The sequence below is a fragment of the Vreelandella subglaciescola genome (assembly GCF_900142895.1).
GTDB classification, from domain to species: Bacteria; Pseudomonadota; Gammaproteobacteria; order Pseudomonadales; family Halomonadaceae; genus Vreelandella; species Vreelandella subglaciescola.
In genome coordinates this window covers 417287-432816 of record NZ_LT670847.1, presented here as the reverse complement: position 1 = coordinate 432816, position 15530 = coordinate 417287, and the positions used below count along the sequence as shown (strand labels likewise).

The 15530-nt window shown below is 62.0% G+C and carries 16 protein-coding genes; 7 read left to right on the top strand and 9 right to left on the bottom strand.

Annotated elements, in window-relative coordinates; translation table 11 throughout:
- Window positions 1-7: 7 nt before the first annotated feature.
- The 6 genes from B5495_RS01985 to gloB form a co-directional block, all read right to left on the bottom strand.
- Window positions 8-1588 carry an ABC transporter ATP-binding protein gene (locus B5495_RS01985; protein WP_079550881.1) on the bottom strand — a complete coding sequence of 527 codons (1581 nt, stop codon included), beginning with the start codon at window positions 1586-1588 and terminating at the stop codon, window positions 8-10.
- Window positions 1581-2666: an ABC transporter permease gene (locus tag B5495_RS01980; RefSeq protein ID WP_079550880.1), complete on the bottom strand. Its 1086-nt coding sequence runs from the start codon at window positions 2664-2666 to the stop codon at window positions 1581-1583. Before B5495_RS01980 ends, B5495_RS01985 begins: the two co-directional genes overlap by 8 nt.
- Window positions 2667-2669: 3 nt before the next feature.
- Window positions 2670-3743, bottom strand: coding sequence for a microcin C ABC transporter permease YejB (locus B5495_RS01975; protein ID WP_079550878.1), 1074 nt, complete (start codon window positions 3741-3743; stop codon window positions 2670-2672).
- A gap of 40 nt (window positions 3744-3783) precedes the next feature.
- Window positions 3784-5643, bottom strand: coding sequence for an extracellular solute-binding protein (locus B5495_RS01970; protein ID WP_079550876.1), 1860 nt, complete (start codon window positions 5641-5643; stop codon window positions 3784-3786).
- 36 nt (window positions 5644-5679) lie between these two features.
- Complete coding sequence (locus B5495_RS01965) at window positions 5680-6975, bottom strand: transglycosylase SLT domain-containing protein (protein WP_079550874.1); 1296 nt, start codon at window positions 6973-6975, stop codon at window positions 5680-5682.
- Window positions 6976-7055: 80 nt separating this feature from the next.
- Window positions 7056-7823, bottom strand: coding sequence for a hydroxyacylglutathione hydrolase (gene gloB / locus B5495_RS01960; protein WP_079550872.1), 768 nt, complete (start codon window positions 7821-7823; stop codon window positions 7056-7058).
- 63 nt (window positions 7824-7886) lie between these two features.
- On the opposite strand from gloB, the gene B5495_RS01955 reads away from it, so the two are divergent.
- From B5495_RS01955 to nudC, 4 genes are read left to right on the top strand one after another with little or no spacing between them, the layout of a single operon-like run.
- Window positions 7887-8678 (top strand): methyltransferase domain-containing protein, encoded by a 792-nt coding sequence (locus tag B5495_RS01955; protein WP_079550870.1) that lies wholly within the window; start codon window positions 7887-7889, stop codon window positions 8676-8678.
- A complete protein-coding gene (gene rnhA, locus B5495_RS01950) occupies window positions 8675-9136 on the top strand; it encodes a ribonuclease HI (RefSeq protein ID WP_079550868.1) in 462 nt (153 codons plus the stop codon). Before B5495_RS01955 ends, rnhA begins: the two co-directional genes overlap by 4 nt.
- Before the next feature lie 24 nt (window positions 9137-9160).
- Window positions 9161-9910 (top strand): DNA polymerase III subunit epsilon, encoded by a 750-nt coding sequence (gene dnaQ, locus B5495_RS01945; protein WP_079550866.1) that lies wholly within the window; start codon window positions 9161-9163, stop codon window positions 9908-9910.
- Window positions 9897-10679, top strand: coding sequence for an NAD(+) diphosphatase (nudC, locus tag B5495_RS01940; RefSeq protein WP_079550864.1), 783 nt, complete (start codon window positions 9897-9899; stop codon window positions 10677-10679). The genes dnaQ and nudC overlap by 14 nt, the downstream gene beginning before the upstream one ends.
- 34 nt (window positions 10680-10713) lie before the next feature.
- Here nudC and B5495_RS01935 read toward each other — a convergent pair whose 3' ends face one another.
- Window positions 10714-11025: an SCP2 sterol-binding domain-containing protein gene (locus tag B5495_RS01935; protein ID WP_079550862.1), complete on the bottom strand. Its 312-nt coding sequence runs from the start codon at window positions 11023-11025 to the stop codon at window positions 10714-10716.
- A 136-nt stretch (window positions 11026-11161) separates the two neighbouring features.
- On the opposite strand from B5495_RS01935, the gene sohB reads away from it, so the two are divergent.
- Window positions 11162-12232 carry a protease SohB gene (sohB, locus tag B5495_RS01930; RefSeq protein WP_079550860.1) on the top strand — a complete coding sequence of 357 codons (1071 nt, stop codon included), beginning with the start codon at window positions 11162-11164 and terminating at the stop codon, window positions 12230-12232.
- A 20-nt stretch (window positions 12233-12252) separates the two neighbouring features.
- On the opposite strand, the gene B5495_RS01925 is transcribed toward sohB, so the two are convergent.
- Window positions 12253-12570: an ArsR/SmtB family transcription factor gene (locus B5495_RS01925; RefSeq protein WP_079550858.1), complete on the bottom strand. Its 318-nt coding sequence runs from the start codon at window positions 12568-12570 to the stop codon at window positions 12253-12255.
- A 310-nt stretch (window positions 12571-12880) separates the two neighbouring features.
- On the opposite strand from B5495_RS01925, the gene B5495_RS01920 reads away from it, so the two are divergent.
- Both B5495_RS01920 and B5495_RS01915 read left to right on the top strand, forming a co-directional pair.
- Complete coding sequence (locus B5495_RS01920) at window positions 12881-13549, top strand: 7-cyano-7-deazaguanine/7-aminomethyl-7-deazaguanine transporter (protein WP_079550856.1); 669 nt, start codon at window positions 12881-12883, stop codon at window positions 13547-13549.
- Window positions 13550-13574: 25 nt separating this feature from the next.
- Window positions 13575-14369 carry an alpha/beta fold hydrolase gene (locus tag B5495_RS01915; RefSeq protein ID WP_079550854.1) on the top strand — a complete coding sequence of 265 codons (795 nt, stop codon included), beginning with the start codon at window positions 13575-13577 and terminating at the stop codon, window positions 14367-14369.
- Here B5495_RS01915 and B5495_RS01910 read toward each other — a convergent pair.
- Window positions 14366-15496 (bottom strand): ABC transporter substrate-binding protein, encoded by a 1131-nt coding sequence (locus tag B5495_RS01910; protein ID WP_079550852.1) that lies wholly within the window; start codon window positions 15494-15496, stop codon window positions 14366-14368. The two genes, B5495_RS01915 and B5495_RS01910, sit on opposite strands and share 4 nt — an antisense overlap.
- Between the last annotated feature and the right edge of the window lie 34 nt (window positions 15497-15530).

Here is a 15530-nt window from a genome sequence, read left to right as displayed (position 1 = left end):
TGTCGTTCTAACCCAGCCGTGCCGCTTCGACCAGCTGCCGGGTATAGGCGTGGCGGGGCGCTTTCAGCACGTCCGCGCAGTTGCCGTGCTCGACCACCTCGCCGTCCTTGAGCACGATAATGCGGTGCGCCATGGCGCGCACCACGGCAAGGTCATGGCTGATGAACAGATAGCTCAGCCCGCGCTTGGCCTGCAGCGTGCGGAGCAGTTCGATCAGCTGCTTTTGCACGCTGCGATCAAGCGCCGAGGTGGGTTCGTCGAGCACCAGCAGCTCGGGCTCGACGATAATCGCGCGGGCCACGGCAATGCGCTGGCGCTGGCCGCCGGAAAACTCGTGAGGGTAGCGCGCCGCCACGCTTTCCGGCAGGCCAACGTCGGCAAGCGTCTGGTAGACGCGCTCGCTGACCTCAGCGCGGCTCAGGTGGGGAAAGTGAAAGCGCAGCCCTTCGCTGACGATGTCAAACACTGGCATGCGCGGTGACAGCGCGCCGTAGGGATCCTGAAACACCATTTGCAGGCGGTGGCGCTGGCGCCGCAGCGCCTTGCCGGAGAGTTGGTCAAGGCGCGCCTCACCCAGCGTGACTGCGCCCCGGCTTGTCACCAGCCGCATGATGGCCGAGGCCAGGGTGGTTTTGCCCGAGCCGGACTCACCGACCACGCCCAGGGTTTCGCCCGCCCGCAAGGTCAGGTCCAGTGGCTTGACCGCCTCGAAAGCCGGCGGCGGGGCACGAAACAGCCCGCGCCGGGGACGCGCAAAGCTGACGCTGAGCTGTTCGGCCTGCAGCAGCGGCGGCGCGCTCGGCACCGGCGCCGGGCGGCCTTCCGGCTCGGCGGCAAGCAGCGCCCGGGTGTAGGCGGTTTGCGGCGTGTCGAAGACCGTCTTGACGCTGCCGGTTTCCTGTTCGCGGCCGTGGTACATCACGCACACGCGGTCGGCGTGGCGACGCACCAGATTCAAGTCGTGGGTAATGAACAACAATCCCATGCCGTAGTCGTCGCGCAGTTCGCGCAGCAGCGCCAGAATCTCCTGCTGAACGGTGACGTCCAGCGCGGTAGTGGGCTCGTCGGCAATCAGCAGTCGGGGATTATTGGCGATGGCCATGGCGATCATCACCCGCTGGCGCTGGCCGCCGGAAAGCTGGTGCGGCCAGGCGTTCATCAGCTCATCGACGCGGGGCAGCTTGACGCGTTCCAACAGCACGCGGGTGCGCGCACGGGCGGCCTGACCGCTCAGGCCCTGATGCAGCCGCAGAGTTTCGCCAATTTGTCGGCCCACCCGGTGCAGCGGGTTGAGCGAGGTCATTGGCTCCTGGAAAATAAACCCCACCTGATTGCCGCGCACGCCGTTCCACTGGCGCGTGTTCAGCGTGGCGAGATTGCTGTCGTTGAGCCGCCGCGTGCCGGCAACGGTCGCGTTGGGCGGCAGCAGGTTGAGGATGCCGAGTGCGGTGACCGATTTCCCCGAGCCCGATTCGCCCACCAGCGCCAAGGTTTCACCGGCCTTGATGTGAAACGACAGCCTCTCAACAACGTTTGTGCCGTCAAAGGCGATGGTCAAATCCTCAACCGACAACAGCGACTCAGCCATGCGCGGCCTCCTTCTTGCCGGTGGATGCTGCCTTGCCGCTGGTTGCGGCGTGGCGCGGGTCGAAGGCATCGCGCAGCCCTTCGCCGATAAACACCAGCAGCGAGAGCATGATGCCCAGCGTCAAAAAGGCGGTAATGCCCAGCCACGGTGCGTGCAGGTTGTTTTTACCCTGAGCCGCCAGCTCGCCAAGCGACGGCGAACCGGGTGGCAGGCCAAAACCGAGGAAGTCCAGCGCGGTCAGCGTGCTGATCGCCCCGGTAAACAGAAAGGGGATAAACGTCAGCGTGGCGACCATGGCGTTGGGCAGCACGTGGCGCCACATGATCAGGCGCGACGTCAGCCCCATGGCTTTGGCGGCGCGCACGTATTCCAGGTTGCGCGCGCGGAGAAACTCGGCGCGCACGATGTCCACCAGCCCCAGCCAGGAAAACAGCAGCATGACCCCGAGCAGCCACCAGAACCCCGGCTGGACGAAGCTGGCCAGAATGATCAGCAAAAACAGCACCGGCAGCCCCGACCAGATCTCGGTAACGCGCTGGCCGATCAAGTCGACCTTGCCGCCGAAATAGCCCTGCACGCCGCCGATCACCACGCCCAGCACCAGCGACCCTGCGGTGAGCACCAGCGCGAACACCACCGAGAGGCGAAAGCCGTAAATCACCCGGGCCATGACGTCGCGCCCCTGATCGTCGGTGCCCAGCCAGTGGCGGCCATCCGGCGGCGCGGGAGAAGGCTGGGTCATCTGCATGTCCAGCGTCTGGTAGGAGAAGCGCACGGGTGGCCACAGCGCCCAGCCGTACTCCTGGATCTGGCCGGCGACGAACGGGTCCAGGTAGTCGGTGCGCGTGGGCAAAAAGCCGCCGAACTCGGTTTCGGGATAGTCAAACAGCAGTGGCGCATACCATTCGCCGTCGAACTGCATAACGATGGGTTTGTCGTTGGCGATCAGCTCGGCAGCCAGGCTGACCACAAACAGCACCACAAACAGCCAGAGCGACACCCGCGCGCGGCGGTTGGCGTTGAACGCGGCGATGCGCCGGCGGGTAATGGGCGACAGATGGGGTGAGAAAAAAGCCATGGGTCAGGCCTCCCGCGTATCGAAGTCAATGCGCGGGTCGACCCACACGTAGGTGAGGTCGGACACCAGTTTGAGCAGCAGCCCGATCAGGGTATACAGATAGAGCGTGCCGAAAATCACCGGGTAATCGCGTTGCAAAACCGCCTCAAAGCCCAGCAGCCCCAGCCCGTCCAGCGAGAAAATCACCTCGATCAACAGCGCTCCGGTAAAGAAAATGCCCACCAGCGCGGCGGGCAGGCCGGCAATGATGATCAGCATGGCGTTACGAAATACATGGCCGTAGAGGATGCGGTGTTCGTCGGCCCCCTTGGCGCGTGCGGTGAGCACGTACTGTTTGTGGATTTCGTCGAGAAAGCTGTTTTTGGTCAGCATCGTCAGCGTGGCAAAGCTGCCGATGGCGGCGGCGAGAACCGGCAGCGTGATGTGCCAGACGTAATCCTTCACCTTGCCCCAGGCGGAAAGGTCGGCAAAGTCGGGCGAGGTCAGGCCACGCAGCGGGAACCAGTCAAAATAGGCGCCGCTGGCGAATAGCACGATGAGCAATATGGCGAACAAAAACCCCGGAATGGCGTAGCCGACAATCACCAGCCCCGAGGAATAGACGTCAAAACGCGAGCCGTGATGCAGCGCTTTGCGGATGCCCAGTGGAATCGAGATGAAATATACCAGCAGCGTCGTCCAGAGCCCCAGCGAGATGGATACCGGCAGGCGTTCGATCATCAGGTCAATGACCGGGCGGTCGCGAAAGAAGCTGGTGCCGAAGTCGAAGGTGGCGTAGTCGGCGAGCATACCGAGAAAACGCTCGTGGGCGGGCTTGTCAAAGCCGAACTGCTGCTCGAGCTGCTCGATAAAGCGCGGGTCGATGCCACGCGCGCCGCGGGAGTCGTCGTTGACCTGAATATCCGCGCCGCCGGTATCCAGCCGCGTGCTGGCCATGGCGTCGGCGCCCTCAAAGCGCGCGAGCATCTGGTCGATCGGCCCGCCGGGGGCTGCCTGCACGATAATGAAGTTCAGCAGCATGATGCCCACCAGCGTGGGAATCATCAGCAGTAATCGGCGTAGGGTGTAGCGAGCCACAGCGCAACTCCTTGTGCAGCCTCGTTAGCAGGGGCAGCCGTTAGCGGCGGCGCTCAAGTTCAGCTTCGCGCTCAGTATCCACCCACCAGGCGTCTAAATCCATGCCGTAGGCGGGAAACGGCTGGGGGTAGCCAAACTTGTCCCACACGGCAAGGCGCGTTTCGCCCGAATGATAGTGGGGAATGACGTAAAACCCCCAGCGCAGCACGCGATCAAGCGCATGGATCACGGTGTTGAGCGCCTGGCGGCTGTCGGCGCTGATCAACTGTTCAACCAGCGCGTCCACGGCCGGGCTTTCAAGCCCCATGACGTTGCGGCTTTGTGGCCGGTCTGCGGCGGCGCTTGTCCAGAAATCGCGCTGCTCGTTGCCGGGATTGTTGGACTGAGGGAAGTGGCTGATGACGATGTCGTAGTCAAAATTGCGCACGCGATTCAGGTACTGGCTGATATCGACGATGCGGATCGACGTCTCTACCCCGAGACGCGCCATGTTGCGCAGCATGGGCTGGACGACGCGTTCAAGGCCGGAGTCGTACAACAGCACTTCAAGGCGTAGCGGCCGGCCGCTTTGCTCATGGACCAGCGTCCCGTCTTCCACGCGGTAGCCCGCCTCGCGCAGCAGCCCGAGCGCTTTTTTCAGCCGTGCGCGCAGGGCGGTGGGTTGTTCGATGGGCAGCGGCTTTTCAAACAGATCGGCCGAGCCGTGAGAGTCCACCAGCGCGTCATGATAGGGCGCAAGCAGCGCCAGCTCGTCGCTTGAGGGCAGCCCTTTGGCCTGCATCGGCGAGTTTTGAAAAAAGCTCTGGGTGCGCTGGTAGGTGCCATAAAAAATATTGGTGTTCAGCCAGGGAAAATCAAACGTCAGGCTGAGTGCTTCGCGGACCCTGGGATCCTGAAACTTGCCCTTGCGCAGGTTGAAGACGAAGGCCTGCATCATCGAGGGCGTGACGTCGGGCACGGTGATCCGCTTGACCAGCCCGTCTTCAAAGGCCGGGAAATCATAGCCGATAGCCCAGGTGGCCGCGCGCGCATCGGTACGAAAGTCCGTCAATCCCGCCTTGAACGCCTCCCAGGCAATGTCCCGGTCGCGGTAGTAGTCGAATACCAGCCGGTCGATGTTATAGCGCCCGACGTTAACCGGCAGGTCTTTGCCCCAGTAGTTATCGTCGCGGGCGTAGACGATGCGCCGGCCCGGATTGACCTCGTCGATGCGGTAAGGCCCGGAGCCGGGGTGGTGAGCCAGCGTGGGCGCGGTAAAGTCGTGGGATGCCCAGTAGTGGCGAGGCAGAATCGGCATTTGCGCGACGATCAGCGGCAGCTCGCGGGAGTCGGTATCGTTCAGCGTAAAGCGCACGCGATGCGGCGACAGCGCCACGGCCTCGCCCACGCCGGCGTAATAGCTGCGATAAAAGGGATTGCCGTCTTCGCGTAGCAGGTCAAGGCTGAAGACCACGTCGTCGGCGGTCAGCGGTTCGCCGTCCTGAAAGCGCGCCTCGGGGCGCAGGTCAAACTCGATCCACGAGCGGTCGGGCGCGATCCTCACGCCGCTTGCCACCAGACCGTAAAGGCTGAACGGCTCGCCGGGGTTGGAGTCCATCAGGGTGTCGTAAATTTGCCTGACGCCGCTGGCCGGGGTGCCGCGCACGATAAACGGGTTGGTGGAATCAAAGCTGCCGCCCACGGCCGTGCGCACCATGGTGCCGCCCGTGGGCGCCTGGGGGTTCACATGGGGGAAGTGGGTGAAATCAGCGGGAAGCTCGGGTGAGCCGTAAAGCGACAGGGCATTGACGGTCGCAACGTCAGCCGTTGCGGTTCCGCCTGCGCTAACCGCACATAACAGCGCGACGGCGAGCCAGCGACTAACGCGCTGGCGGGCTGATGAGAGGATCCTGCTGTCCATCGCTTCCTGCCTCCCTTGAGGATGTCGCTGACGACCCTAGCCGCCTGACAGGGACAAAAGCTGCCCGGGCTGTAACGTGCTGGGGCGGTCAATGGCGTTCCAGCGAATCAGATCCTGCTGGCTTACGTTGTAGCGTGTGGCAATGGCCGAAAGATTGTCGCCGCGCTCAACGCGATGGGTTGACGCTACCTGCGCTCCGCTGCGGTTATCGGTGCCGGAAAGTGCGGCAATTGCCTGGCGATCAGCATCACTGGGTACCAGCAACGTGCGGGCGTTGCCGGGGTCTAGCGTGCCCTGAAGCAGCCCCGGGTTCAACCGTGCCAGCCGCGACTGACTAACGTCGAGCAGCCGGGAGGCGCTTTTTAACGTGATACGCCGGTCAATCGTCACGCTGGCAAACGCTGGGGCGGCGTGAATCTCGGGCAGGCTGACGTTATAGCGCTCGGGATCGCCAATAATCTGGGCGATCGCGTAAAGCTTGGGCAAGTACTGCATGGTTTCACCGGGCAGGGTGTTGAGTGCCCAGTAATCGCCGCCGCGGCCTTGACGCTGAGCTTGGCGGCGGGCGCCGTTAACCGTACCGGCACCGGCGTTATACGCCGCCAGTGACAAAGGGATATCGCCGCCGTACCACTGGTCGGCCTGCATTTCGATGTAGTCAAGGGCGGCACCGGTTGAGGCGGTGACGTCCAGACGGCCGTCATAGCGCCCGTTACGCACCAGGCCAAGTGCATCACCGGTGCGCGGCATGAACTGCCACAGGCCGGCCGCTCCTCTGTAGCTGCGTGCACCGGGGTCAAATGAGCTTTCGATGAATGGCAGCAGCGCGATCTCGCCCGGCAGACCGCGTTCTTCGACCTGCTGGGTAATCCACGCCAGCCACGGCCTGGCTTCACGCGTAATGCTGACAATGTTTTCCGGGCTTTGGCGATAGCGAGCGATCCACTTGTCCACGCGCGCCCGGGCGCTGGGCGGCAGCGCGTCGATATCCCAGGTAAAGCTTTTGCGCAGCTGCGTCCAAGCATCCTGCGGTACGGCATCCACCGCGTCCCAGAAGAAGCTTCGGGAGGTAACATCAGGCGTCAACGAAGGATGCGCGACAGTCGCCGTTATACCCGCCGGCGTGCCGTGAGAGGTGCTGTCGGAGGTACCGGAAGAAGCCCTATAAGACGTAGGCTGAGGCGAACTATAAGACGAGCTGGCAAGCGTCGCGGCGCCGGCAACGCTGGGCATGGCCGCGGCGTGCTGTTCGGTGGCGGCAAGCAGCAGGCTCATCATTACCGTGCTGCCGGCGCTGAGCAGAAAGCGTTGGCGCATTGTGCGATAGGTCATAGGCGATTAACGTGAAGTCTGATTGGAGCGCGCTGCCGTGCCGCGACAAAAAAAGCGATGCACGGTGAGCTGTCTGTGAGTTAAAAACGGTTTTTCCATTTCCGCAGCGTGGTAAAGGTGTCAAGGTTATCGCCGTTGGCGCCCTGGGCACCGGCGGCGTTGCGCACGCTGGCGGTATGGACACGCAAATAGGGGTTAATGTTCAACTCGCGTCCAATTGTACTGGGCAGCGTCGGCCGCTCGGCCTCGCGCGCACGCCGGCAATCCTGCAGGGCATGGGCCACATGTTTATTATCAGGGTCCGCCTCGCGGGCAAATACCAGGTTGGCCTGGGTATATTCATGGGCTGCAAAGACGAGGGTTTCCTCGGGCAGTTCGGCAAAGCGATTAAGCGCGGTGTAAAGCTGTTCGGGCGTGCCTTCAAACAGTCTGCCGCAGCCGGCGCAAAACAGCGTGTCGCCGCAGAACAGCAGCGAGGGGATGCCCGGGGTGAAAAAACTGAGGTGGTCCAGGGTGTGGCCGGGCGTTGCCATGACTTCAAACAGGCGCCCCATGACGCGCACTTCGTCCCCTTCGCCTACGGCGTCGGTTATGCCCTTGATAGCGGGATTGTCCGGCCCGATCACCCGGGGAGCATAGCGGCTGATCAGCTCGCTGAGTCCGCCGGTATGATCATGGTGGTGATGGGTGATCAGCACCGTTTCCAGAGTGAGCGACTCGCGCTCGAGCATCTCGATCACCGGAGCGGCTTCACCGGGGTCTACCACGCAAACATTCTGGCTCGCGTCCTGGCGCAGGAGCCAAATATAATTGTCGCTAAAGGCGGGTATCGGTGTCACGCTCAGCATGGCGAGATCCTTATCAAACATGGGACGTCAAAAACGCCGATACTTTGGAGGGGAGCGCTTTCTATGTCAACTTCGCAGGCGGATGTCGCGTGGCGCGAGCGGCTGGCGTCAAGCCGGCGCTACTGGCGCTCCGAGCGTGGAAAAACGCTTGTCGCGGCACAGACAGCCTGCCTGGGGCCGCTACTCGAATCGCGTCGGGATCAGCACGGTCTGGAACTCTCGATGGGGGCGTCGCTGCTGGCGCAAACGCCGCTGGCCCGCTCATCCCATGTGATGCAATGGGCGCCAGCGCGGCAATGTGCCGAGCACGAATCCACTCTTGTCTGCCCGCCCGGGGCGCTGGCGCTCCCCGATGAATGTATCGATGTCACACTGGTTCACCACTTTTTGGAACACTGCCCCCATGCGCACCGCGGGCTCGCCGAGGCGGCGCGCGTCACGAGTGATAGCGGCTTGTTGGTGATTTTCGGCTTTCACCCGCTGGGCGTGGCCACGCTGGAGCACCGCCTTGGCCCGAAGCGCCGGGAGTACCCCGGCAACGGCGTCTGGAAAACACCGGGCAGGCTGCGTGACTGGCTGGAATTTGTCGACTTTGAAGTCGAGCGCGTAGACTACTGCGGGTTTCGCGCCCTCGGCACCAAGGCGTGCCGCGAGCGCTGGGAAGCGCTTGGGCGGCGCTATAACCTGCCGTGGGGCGCCAGCTATATGATCCGGGCGCGGCGCAAACGCCACCGCGCCCCCGTGCAGCGGCTCAGGTTTGGCCTGCAAGCACCGGCTGCATCGCGCCCGTTTGGTGCTACACGCCTGCAGTCAACGGCACCGGACAATGACACCCGTAAAAGGAAGATGCGTTGAGTACACAAGCAAGCACGCCCCTGCCATGCGTGACGGTTTATACCGACGGCGCCTGCCGGGGCAACCCCGGCGTTGGCGGCTGGGGCGTGGTACTGCAAAGCGGCGACCATGAAAAAACGCTTTACGGCTTTGAAGCCCATACGACCAATAACCGCATGGAGCTGATGGCCGCGATCAGCGCGCTGCGCACCCTGAATACCCCCTGCGAGATAGCGCTTTGGACCGATTCCCAATACGTCCGTCAGGGCATTACCCAGTGGATTCATAACTGGCTGAAACGCGGCTGGAAAACCGCTGCCAAACAGCCGGTCAAAAACGCCGAGCTGTGGCAGGCGCTGCATGCCGAAACACAGCGTCATCGCGTTGAATGGCACTGGGTCAAAGGGCATAGCGGCCATCCCGGCAACGAGCGCGCCGATGCCCTGGCCAATCAGGCCATCGATGAGAATATTGGATAAAGACGAACGAGATAGGAGAGCCCGATGCGCCAGGTCATTCTGGACACCGAGACCACCGGCATTGATCCCAGACAAGGGCATCGGCTGGTGGAAATTGGCGCGGTGGAAATGGTCAACCGGCGTTTGACCGGACGCACCTACCATCAGTACATCAACCCCGAGCGCCACATCGACGCCGAAGTGGTGGCGATTCACGGTATCGACGATGACAAGGTCGCCAATGAGCCGGTGTTTGCCCAGGTGGCCGATGCGTTCTGGGCGTTTATCGAAGGGGCCGAGCTGGTCATCCATAACGCGCCCTTTGACGTGGGCTTTATCGACCACGAGATAGCGCGGCTGAATAAGCAGCGCCCGGCGCCGGCGTTTGCCCCGGTGGCCGAGCACTGTGGCATCCTTGATACGCTGACCATGGCGCGGAAAAAACACCCGGGCCAGCGCAACACCCTTGATGCGCTGTGCAAGCGTTACGATATCGAGAACGGCCACCGTGTGCTCCACGGCGCCTTGCTCGATGCCGAAATTCTGGCTGACGTCTACCTGGCGATGACCGGCGGGCAAACGATGCTGACGCTGGATGCCGAGGCGCCAAGCGATGAGCCCGCCAATGGCAATGGCGAAGGCGCTCAGGGGCTTGCCATACAGCGGATGTCGCTGGCGCCGGGCCGTCTGCGCGTGGTTGCGCCCAGCGCCGAAGAAGAAGCCGCCCATCAGACCAAGTGCACCGCGCACCAGCTGCGCTGGCAGGAGGGTGAGGTCCACGATGCTCAGGCGTGAAATTCCTGCCGGCGTCAGTGCCGGCCGTGTGATTGTTATTTCCCACAACAAGATTGCGCCCGCGCCCGCCGCCGGCGAAACAGCGCTGATACCGCTTCAGCCCTGGCAGAGCTGGGATGAAACCATGCAGCCCTTGTGCTACTGGCAGGACGAGCCGGTCGCGCTGGCGGTGGCTGACGCCCCTGACAATAGCTGGATTGACGGACGCCAATGGATGGCCGAGCTGTCACACCGCTGGTTCAGCCTGCTATCCACGGCGCTACAGGTAGGGGCCTGGCTGCAGAATCATCGCTTCTGCGGGCGCTGCGGCGCACGCGCAACCAGGCTTGCCGCCGAGTTCGCCATGCACTGTCACGCCTGTGGGCACCGCAACTATCCGCGTATTTCGCCGTGCATCATTACGCTGGTGACCTGCGGTGAAGCGATGCTGCTGGGGCGCAGCCCGCGCTTTCGGCCGGGGCAGTATTCCACGCTGGCCGGGTTTATCGAGCCGGGTGAGTCGGCCGAGGAGGCCGTGCACCGGGAAGTCTTTGAAGAGGTGGGCGTGCACATCGATAACCTGCGTTATCACCACAGCCAAGCGTGGCCGTTTCCGCACTCGCTGATGCTGGGCTATTTTGCCGAAGCAACAACTCGGCGGATCCGTATCGATGAACACGAAATCAGCGACGCGGCCTGGTTCTCCCCGCGACAGCTACCCGGGCTGCCGCAACCTTACTCCATCGCCCGGGAGCTAATCGAAGTACACCTGGCGAAATGGCGTAGCTGATAAGAGCCTGTATTTATCAGAGGCGGCCACACGGCTAGGCGTCGGGGAACAGCGCGCTTAGCCGGGTCGCCAGCATCACGTTGCCCGTGGCTTTAAGCTTGCCGCTCATAAAGGCGCTCATGCCGTTGATCTCACCGCGCATGAGGCCTTTGAGCGTGTCGCTTGAAAGGCTCAGGCTAACGGAAGGATCGTCGTGTTCTCCCGTTTTTACGTCTAGCGTGCCGTCGTTGATGCGCAGGTAGTAATCGCCGAGGTCGGAAAAATGAAACTGGAACACTTCGTGCATGTTGCGAGCGGCGTCCGGATCAAAGCGTGCCTGCAGTTTTTCAAGCGTAGTGGACGACATGGCGGGCTCTCTTGGTCTTGGGCAATAAATAACGTTGGCTTGGCAGTCAGTAACAGACATATGAGCGTAACATCACTTGCCGCGTTAGCGGTAAACGGCGCGCGACGATGAGTGCGCCAACACGAGGAGAAAGCAAGTGGGTGACTGGGTAATCAATATTGTCACGTTTTTCATACAGGCGGTGATTGTGATCGGCCTGGTGGGGCTAACGGCGTTGCTGTTTCGGCGTGCCAAAAGCGGCGGCGACGATGACGGGTTGACGCTGCATATCGAGACGCTTAACGACCAGCGCCGCCAGCGTCATCGTCAGCTGGATACGGCCAGCAAAGAACCCAAGCGGGGTAAAAAATGGTGGCACGCGCTGTGCCCCAAGCGCAAAGCCGGCCGCAAGGATAAAAACGCCGAGAAAACCAGCTCGCAAGAAGACTCTGCCGAACAGGGCAAGCAGCCCCGTGTCTGGGTGCTGGATTTTTACGGTGATATCAAGGCATCTGCCACCGAGCACTTCGCCGAAGAAATCTCCGCGGTCATCGACGTAGCAAGCGCTGATGACGAGGTGGTAGTGCGGCTGGAATCCGGCGGCGGGCTGGTGCACGCCTACGGCCTGGCAGCGGCCGAACTGGAGCGGCTGACGGCGGCCGGCCTGGCTACTACCGTATGTATCGACAAGGTCGCGGCCAGCGGCGGCTATTTGATGGCGTGTACCGCCAGCCACATTAAAGCGGCCCCCTTTGCGGTCCTCGGCTCTATTGGCGTGGTCGCTCAGGTGCCTAACGTACACCGCCTGCTCAAGCGCCATGACATTGACGTGGAGCTTCTGACCGCGGGCAAGTACAAGCGCACGCTGACCGTGCTGGGGGAGAATACCGAAGAAGGCCGCGAAAAGTTTATCGGCGATCTGGAAAACACTCACCGCCTGTTCAAGGACTACGTGTCCCGGCATCGCCCCGCCGTGGATATCGAAATGCTTGCCACCGGCGAGATCTGGTATGGCAGCGAGGCGCTCGACCACGGCTTGATTGACAGCGTGCAGACCAGCGAGGCGTATCTGGTTGAGCGCATGCAGCAGGCGCGTGTTTTCAGCGTCTGGCTGGAAGCACCTCAGAGCCTCGGGGACAGGCTAGGCATCGCGATCTCAGCCGGCGTTGAGCGTGCAGGCGTCAAGGCGCTGGGCGCACTGGAAGCGGCGCGCTGGCAAAAGCACTAATAAAAGTACTCATAAAAGCGCTAAGCGTCGTTTTCGGCGAGTGCCTGAATCACGGCTTTAACGGTCTGGCTTGAAAGCGAATAGTAGATTGTCTGTGATTCCCGCCGTGTGGTGACCAGCGCCTGCTGGCGCAGGATGGCCAAATGCTGGGAAAGCGCTGACTGACTGAGTTCGAGTCGCTGGTTGAGCTGGGTAACTGACAGCTCTTCCTCAGCCAGCAGGCACAGAATATGCAGCCGCTTGGCGTTGGCCATGGCCTTTAATACCCGGGCGCCTGCGTCGATAGAGCCGCCATTATTACCCAGCAGGTGCACAGCGGCGCGATGAAAGCTAGGCATCTTGAACTCCTGACATAGTTGATTCCTGACATCCTTGGGTTTCTGTCATGCCGGCAGCCGAGGCATAAAGTCTTGGGTGCCGGTGTTGCATCTTCATGCTGATTTAATTTTCCGTAAATTAGCTTGGCTTGTCTAAAGAGTATTCAACGATAAATAAATGGTTTTTCAACGCAGGGGCTAAACGGTCTTGGGCGGGGTGTGCCTGCGCGTCTTTTTTTCGTGCTGGCGTTGCGTATAATGCCTGCGCCGCCCATACGGGCAGGAGGGTTCCCTCACCCCTCCATTTTTCCCACCAAAAAGGATCCTGACCATGTTTGTCTTGACCGATCTCCAATACCGCCGCTGCCTTTTTCTTATGGTGGCGTTTCATATCGCTATCATTGCCGCCAGCAACTACCTGGTGCAGCTGCCTTTTATGCTATTTGGCCTGCATACCACCTGGGGCGCATTCAGCTTTCCGTTTATCTTTCTGGCCACCGATCTGACCGTCCGTCTGTTCGGCAAAGGGCCGGCGCGGTCGATTATTCTCAGAGTCATGCTGCCCGCGCTGGTGGTCTCGTACGTGGTATCGGTGGTATTTCCTCGAGGAAACTATGCGGGACTTGCTGCGTTGGGAGAATGGGACACCTTTGTCGCGCGTATTGCGCTGGCCAGCTTCCTGGCTTACGCGATCGGTCAGCTGCTTGACGTGCAGGTGTTCAATCGCCTGCGTCGGCTGGTGTGGTGGGTCGCGCCGGTATGCTCCACGGTGATCGGTAACCTTGCTGATACGCTCGCGTTTTTCTCTACGGCCTTTTACCAAAGCCCGGATGCGTTCATGGCGGCTAACTGGCTGGAAATCGCGCTGGTGGATTACGCCATCAAGCTGGGGGTCAGCCTGTTGTTCTTCCTTCCGCTATATGGCGTGCTGCTGGCCTGGCTGATGCGCCGGCTGATGGTGTGGACGGGTGATGCCGACACAGCGCCGCGCACCGCCTGATACGTCTTATAAAATAGGAGCCTTTATGCCGTCTTGCGTTGAACTGTACTGCCTCGATAGCGGTGCGGATGACGGCGGCGAGCTGCCGCTGGTCATCATCCATGGTCTGCTGGGCAGCGCCGATAACTGGCGTTCGCATATTCGCACCTGGCGCAAAAAACGCCGCGTGGTCGCGGTGGATCTGCGCAATCACGGGCGCTCGCCCCACGCCGAGGGCATGGATTACGCCGCCATGAGTGATGATGTGCTGGCACTGCTGGATACGCTCGGCATAAAACGGGCCCACGTGCTGGGGCACTCCATGGGCGGCAAGGTGGCCATGAGCCTTGCCCGGCTGTCACCCGGGCGGGTGGCGTCGTTGCTGGTGGCTGATATCGCGCCGGTAGCGTATCAACACGGCCACGACGATATCTTTGCGGCTATGCGTGAGGTGCAAAACGGACGGCCGACGGATCGTCGCGAGGCGGATGCGCTACTTGCCCGGCATATTGATTCCCGGGCGGTGCGACTGTTTCTGGCCACCAACCTCCAGCGTGGTGATGGCGAGCTTACACTGCGCGTGGGGCTGGATCAGATCATCGCCGGCTACCCGGCCATTATCGCGCCGCCGGCGGGCGAGGTGGCGTTTGACGGGCCGTGCCTGGTACTGCGCGGCGCAGATTCACCCTACGTTCAGGACGACATGCTGCCAACGTTGCGCGAGGTGCTGCCCCGGGCCCGTGTGATTACGCTGAAAGACGCCGGACACTGGCTGCATGCCGATCAGCCTGACGCCTTTCATCAGGCGGTCGAGGCCTTTATCGCTGCACACCCGGGCTAAAGCGCATGTGGGTCAACGGCAAGGGCACTTGTCGGTAGCAACGTCTGGATAATGCCGCGCTGCTGTAAAAAGGCTTCCAGACGTTGATAGCGGCGGGTGTCCACCGCGGCCGGACGTAGCGCCATACGGCGCACAATGCCCGGCCAGGCGTCAGCATTGGCGCTGTTATCCAGCGCCGGATACGCCTCAACAAGGGCGTCCCAGGCACGCTCGGGGTGTTCAGTAATCCAGCTTGCGGCGTTTTCCAGCGCAATAACCAGATGCTGCCAGGTTTGCTTGCGCCGGTTCAGCGTGTCGCCGTTGACCATTAGCACCAGCCCGTCGTGTCTGGGCAGGCCAAGGTCAGCATAGGACACCACGCTGGCGCTGATACCGTCGGTGGCCAGCTGTGCCGGCAGCGCGTTGTAAAAGCCGTCGGCCAATACGCCGATGCTGCCTTCCTGTAGCCCGCGCTCACCGTCGTAATGCACGTTGCGTGCGGTCACGTAGTCATCGGTCTGGCGCACGGTCTCGGGCACCAAGAGCGGCACGATAAGCTCGGCACCTTCACGGGTGGTATAGCCGTAGGTGCGAGTGGCAAGTGCCGCATGGTTTTCCGGCGCGACGTCACCGGCAACGATGACTGCATTGAGCGGTGTTTCCATCAGCGTGGCTATGCGCACGAGGCCGGCATCATCGTGATTGCTCAGATGCAAGAGCGGCTGGCGGGCCAGCGCAGCATCCACTTCACCGGCGGCCAGCAGCTTGACAGGTAACGAGGGGTCTGCCGGCGGTTTGAGCATAACCTCAAGCCCCTGCGCTTGGTAAAGCCCGCGTATCTGGGCAATCAACAGCGGTGCGTGCTGGGGGCTCAAAAACCAGTCGAGCATGATGGTAAGCGGCTCTACCGGCGGCGGGCTTAGTGGCTCCGGTGGCGCAATGGCGGCGCTGGGCGCTTTAATAACGGCCTGCCTGGGCGGCCAGAGCCCTTCGGGCACCTGAACCTCGGTATCCAGCGTCAATGTGCCGGCACTGTTGTCAGCGGCGGGCGGTGTGGCAGGTGCCGTCGGCTGGGCGCAGACGCCTGTACTCACCAGCCAGAGCCACGGCAAAAGGCACAGCACAAAGCCAAGTCGATATCGCAACATGATGAAAACTCTCGATGTCATAGGGCGAAGTGTA

Bases quoted from the DNA above. Each gene is read 5' to 3' on its own strand.
- B5495_RS01985 (WP_079550881.1), bottom strand. From the start codon at position 1,588: ATGGCTGAGTCGCTGTTGTCGGTTGAGGATTTGACCATCGCCTTTGAC.
- B5495_RS01980 (WP_079550880.1), bottom strand. From the start codon at position 2,666: ATGGCTTTTTTCTCACCCCATCTGTCGCCCATTACCCGCCGGCGCATC.
- B5495_RS01970 (WP_079550876.1), bottom strand. From the start codon at position 5,643: ATGGACAGCAGGATCCTCTCATCAGCCCGCCAGCGCGTTAGTCGCTGG.
- B5495_RS01965 (WP_079550874.1), bottom strand. From the start codon at position 6,975: ATGACCTATCGCACAATGCGCCAACGCTTTCTGCTCAGCGCCGGCAGC.
- gloB (WP_079550872.1), bottom strand. From the start codon at position 7,823: ATGCTGAGCGTGACACCGATACCCGCCTTTAGCGACAATTATATTTGG.
- B5495_RS01955 (WP_079550870.1), top strand. From the start codon at position 7,887: ATGTCAACTTCGCAGGCGGATGTCGCGTGGCGCGAGCGGCTGGCGTCA.
- dnaQ (WP_079550866.1), top strand. From the start codon at position 9,161: ATGCGCCAGGTCATTCTGGACACCGAGACCACCGGCATTGATCCCAGA.
- nudC (WP_079550864.1), top strand. From the start codon at position 9,897: ATGCTCAGGCGTGAAATTCCTGCCGGCGTCAGTGCCGGCCGTGTGATT.
- B5495_RS01935 (WP_079550862.1), bottom strand. From the start codon at position 11,025: ATGTCGTCCACTACGCTTGAAAAACTGCAGGCACGCTTTGATCCGGAC.
- B5495_RS01925 (WP_079550858.1), bottom strand. From the start codon at position 12,570: ATGCCTAGCTTTCATCGCGCCGCTGTGCACCTGCTGGGTAATAATGGC.
- B5495_RS01920 (WP_079550856.1), top strand. From the start codon at position 12,881: ATGTTTGTCTTGACCGATCTCCAATACCGCCGCTGCCTTTTTCTTATG.
- B5495_RS01915 (WP_079550854.1), top strand. From the start codon at position 13,575: ATGCCGTCTTGCGTTGAACTGTACTGCCTCGATAGCGGTGCGGATGAC.
- B5495_RS01910 (WP_079550852.1), bottom strand. From the start codon at position 15,496: ATGTTGCGATATCGACTTGGCTTTGTGCTGTGCCTTTTGCCGTGGCTC.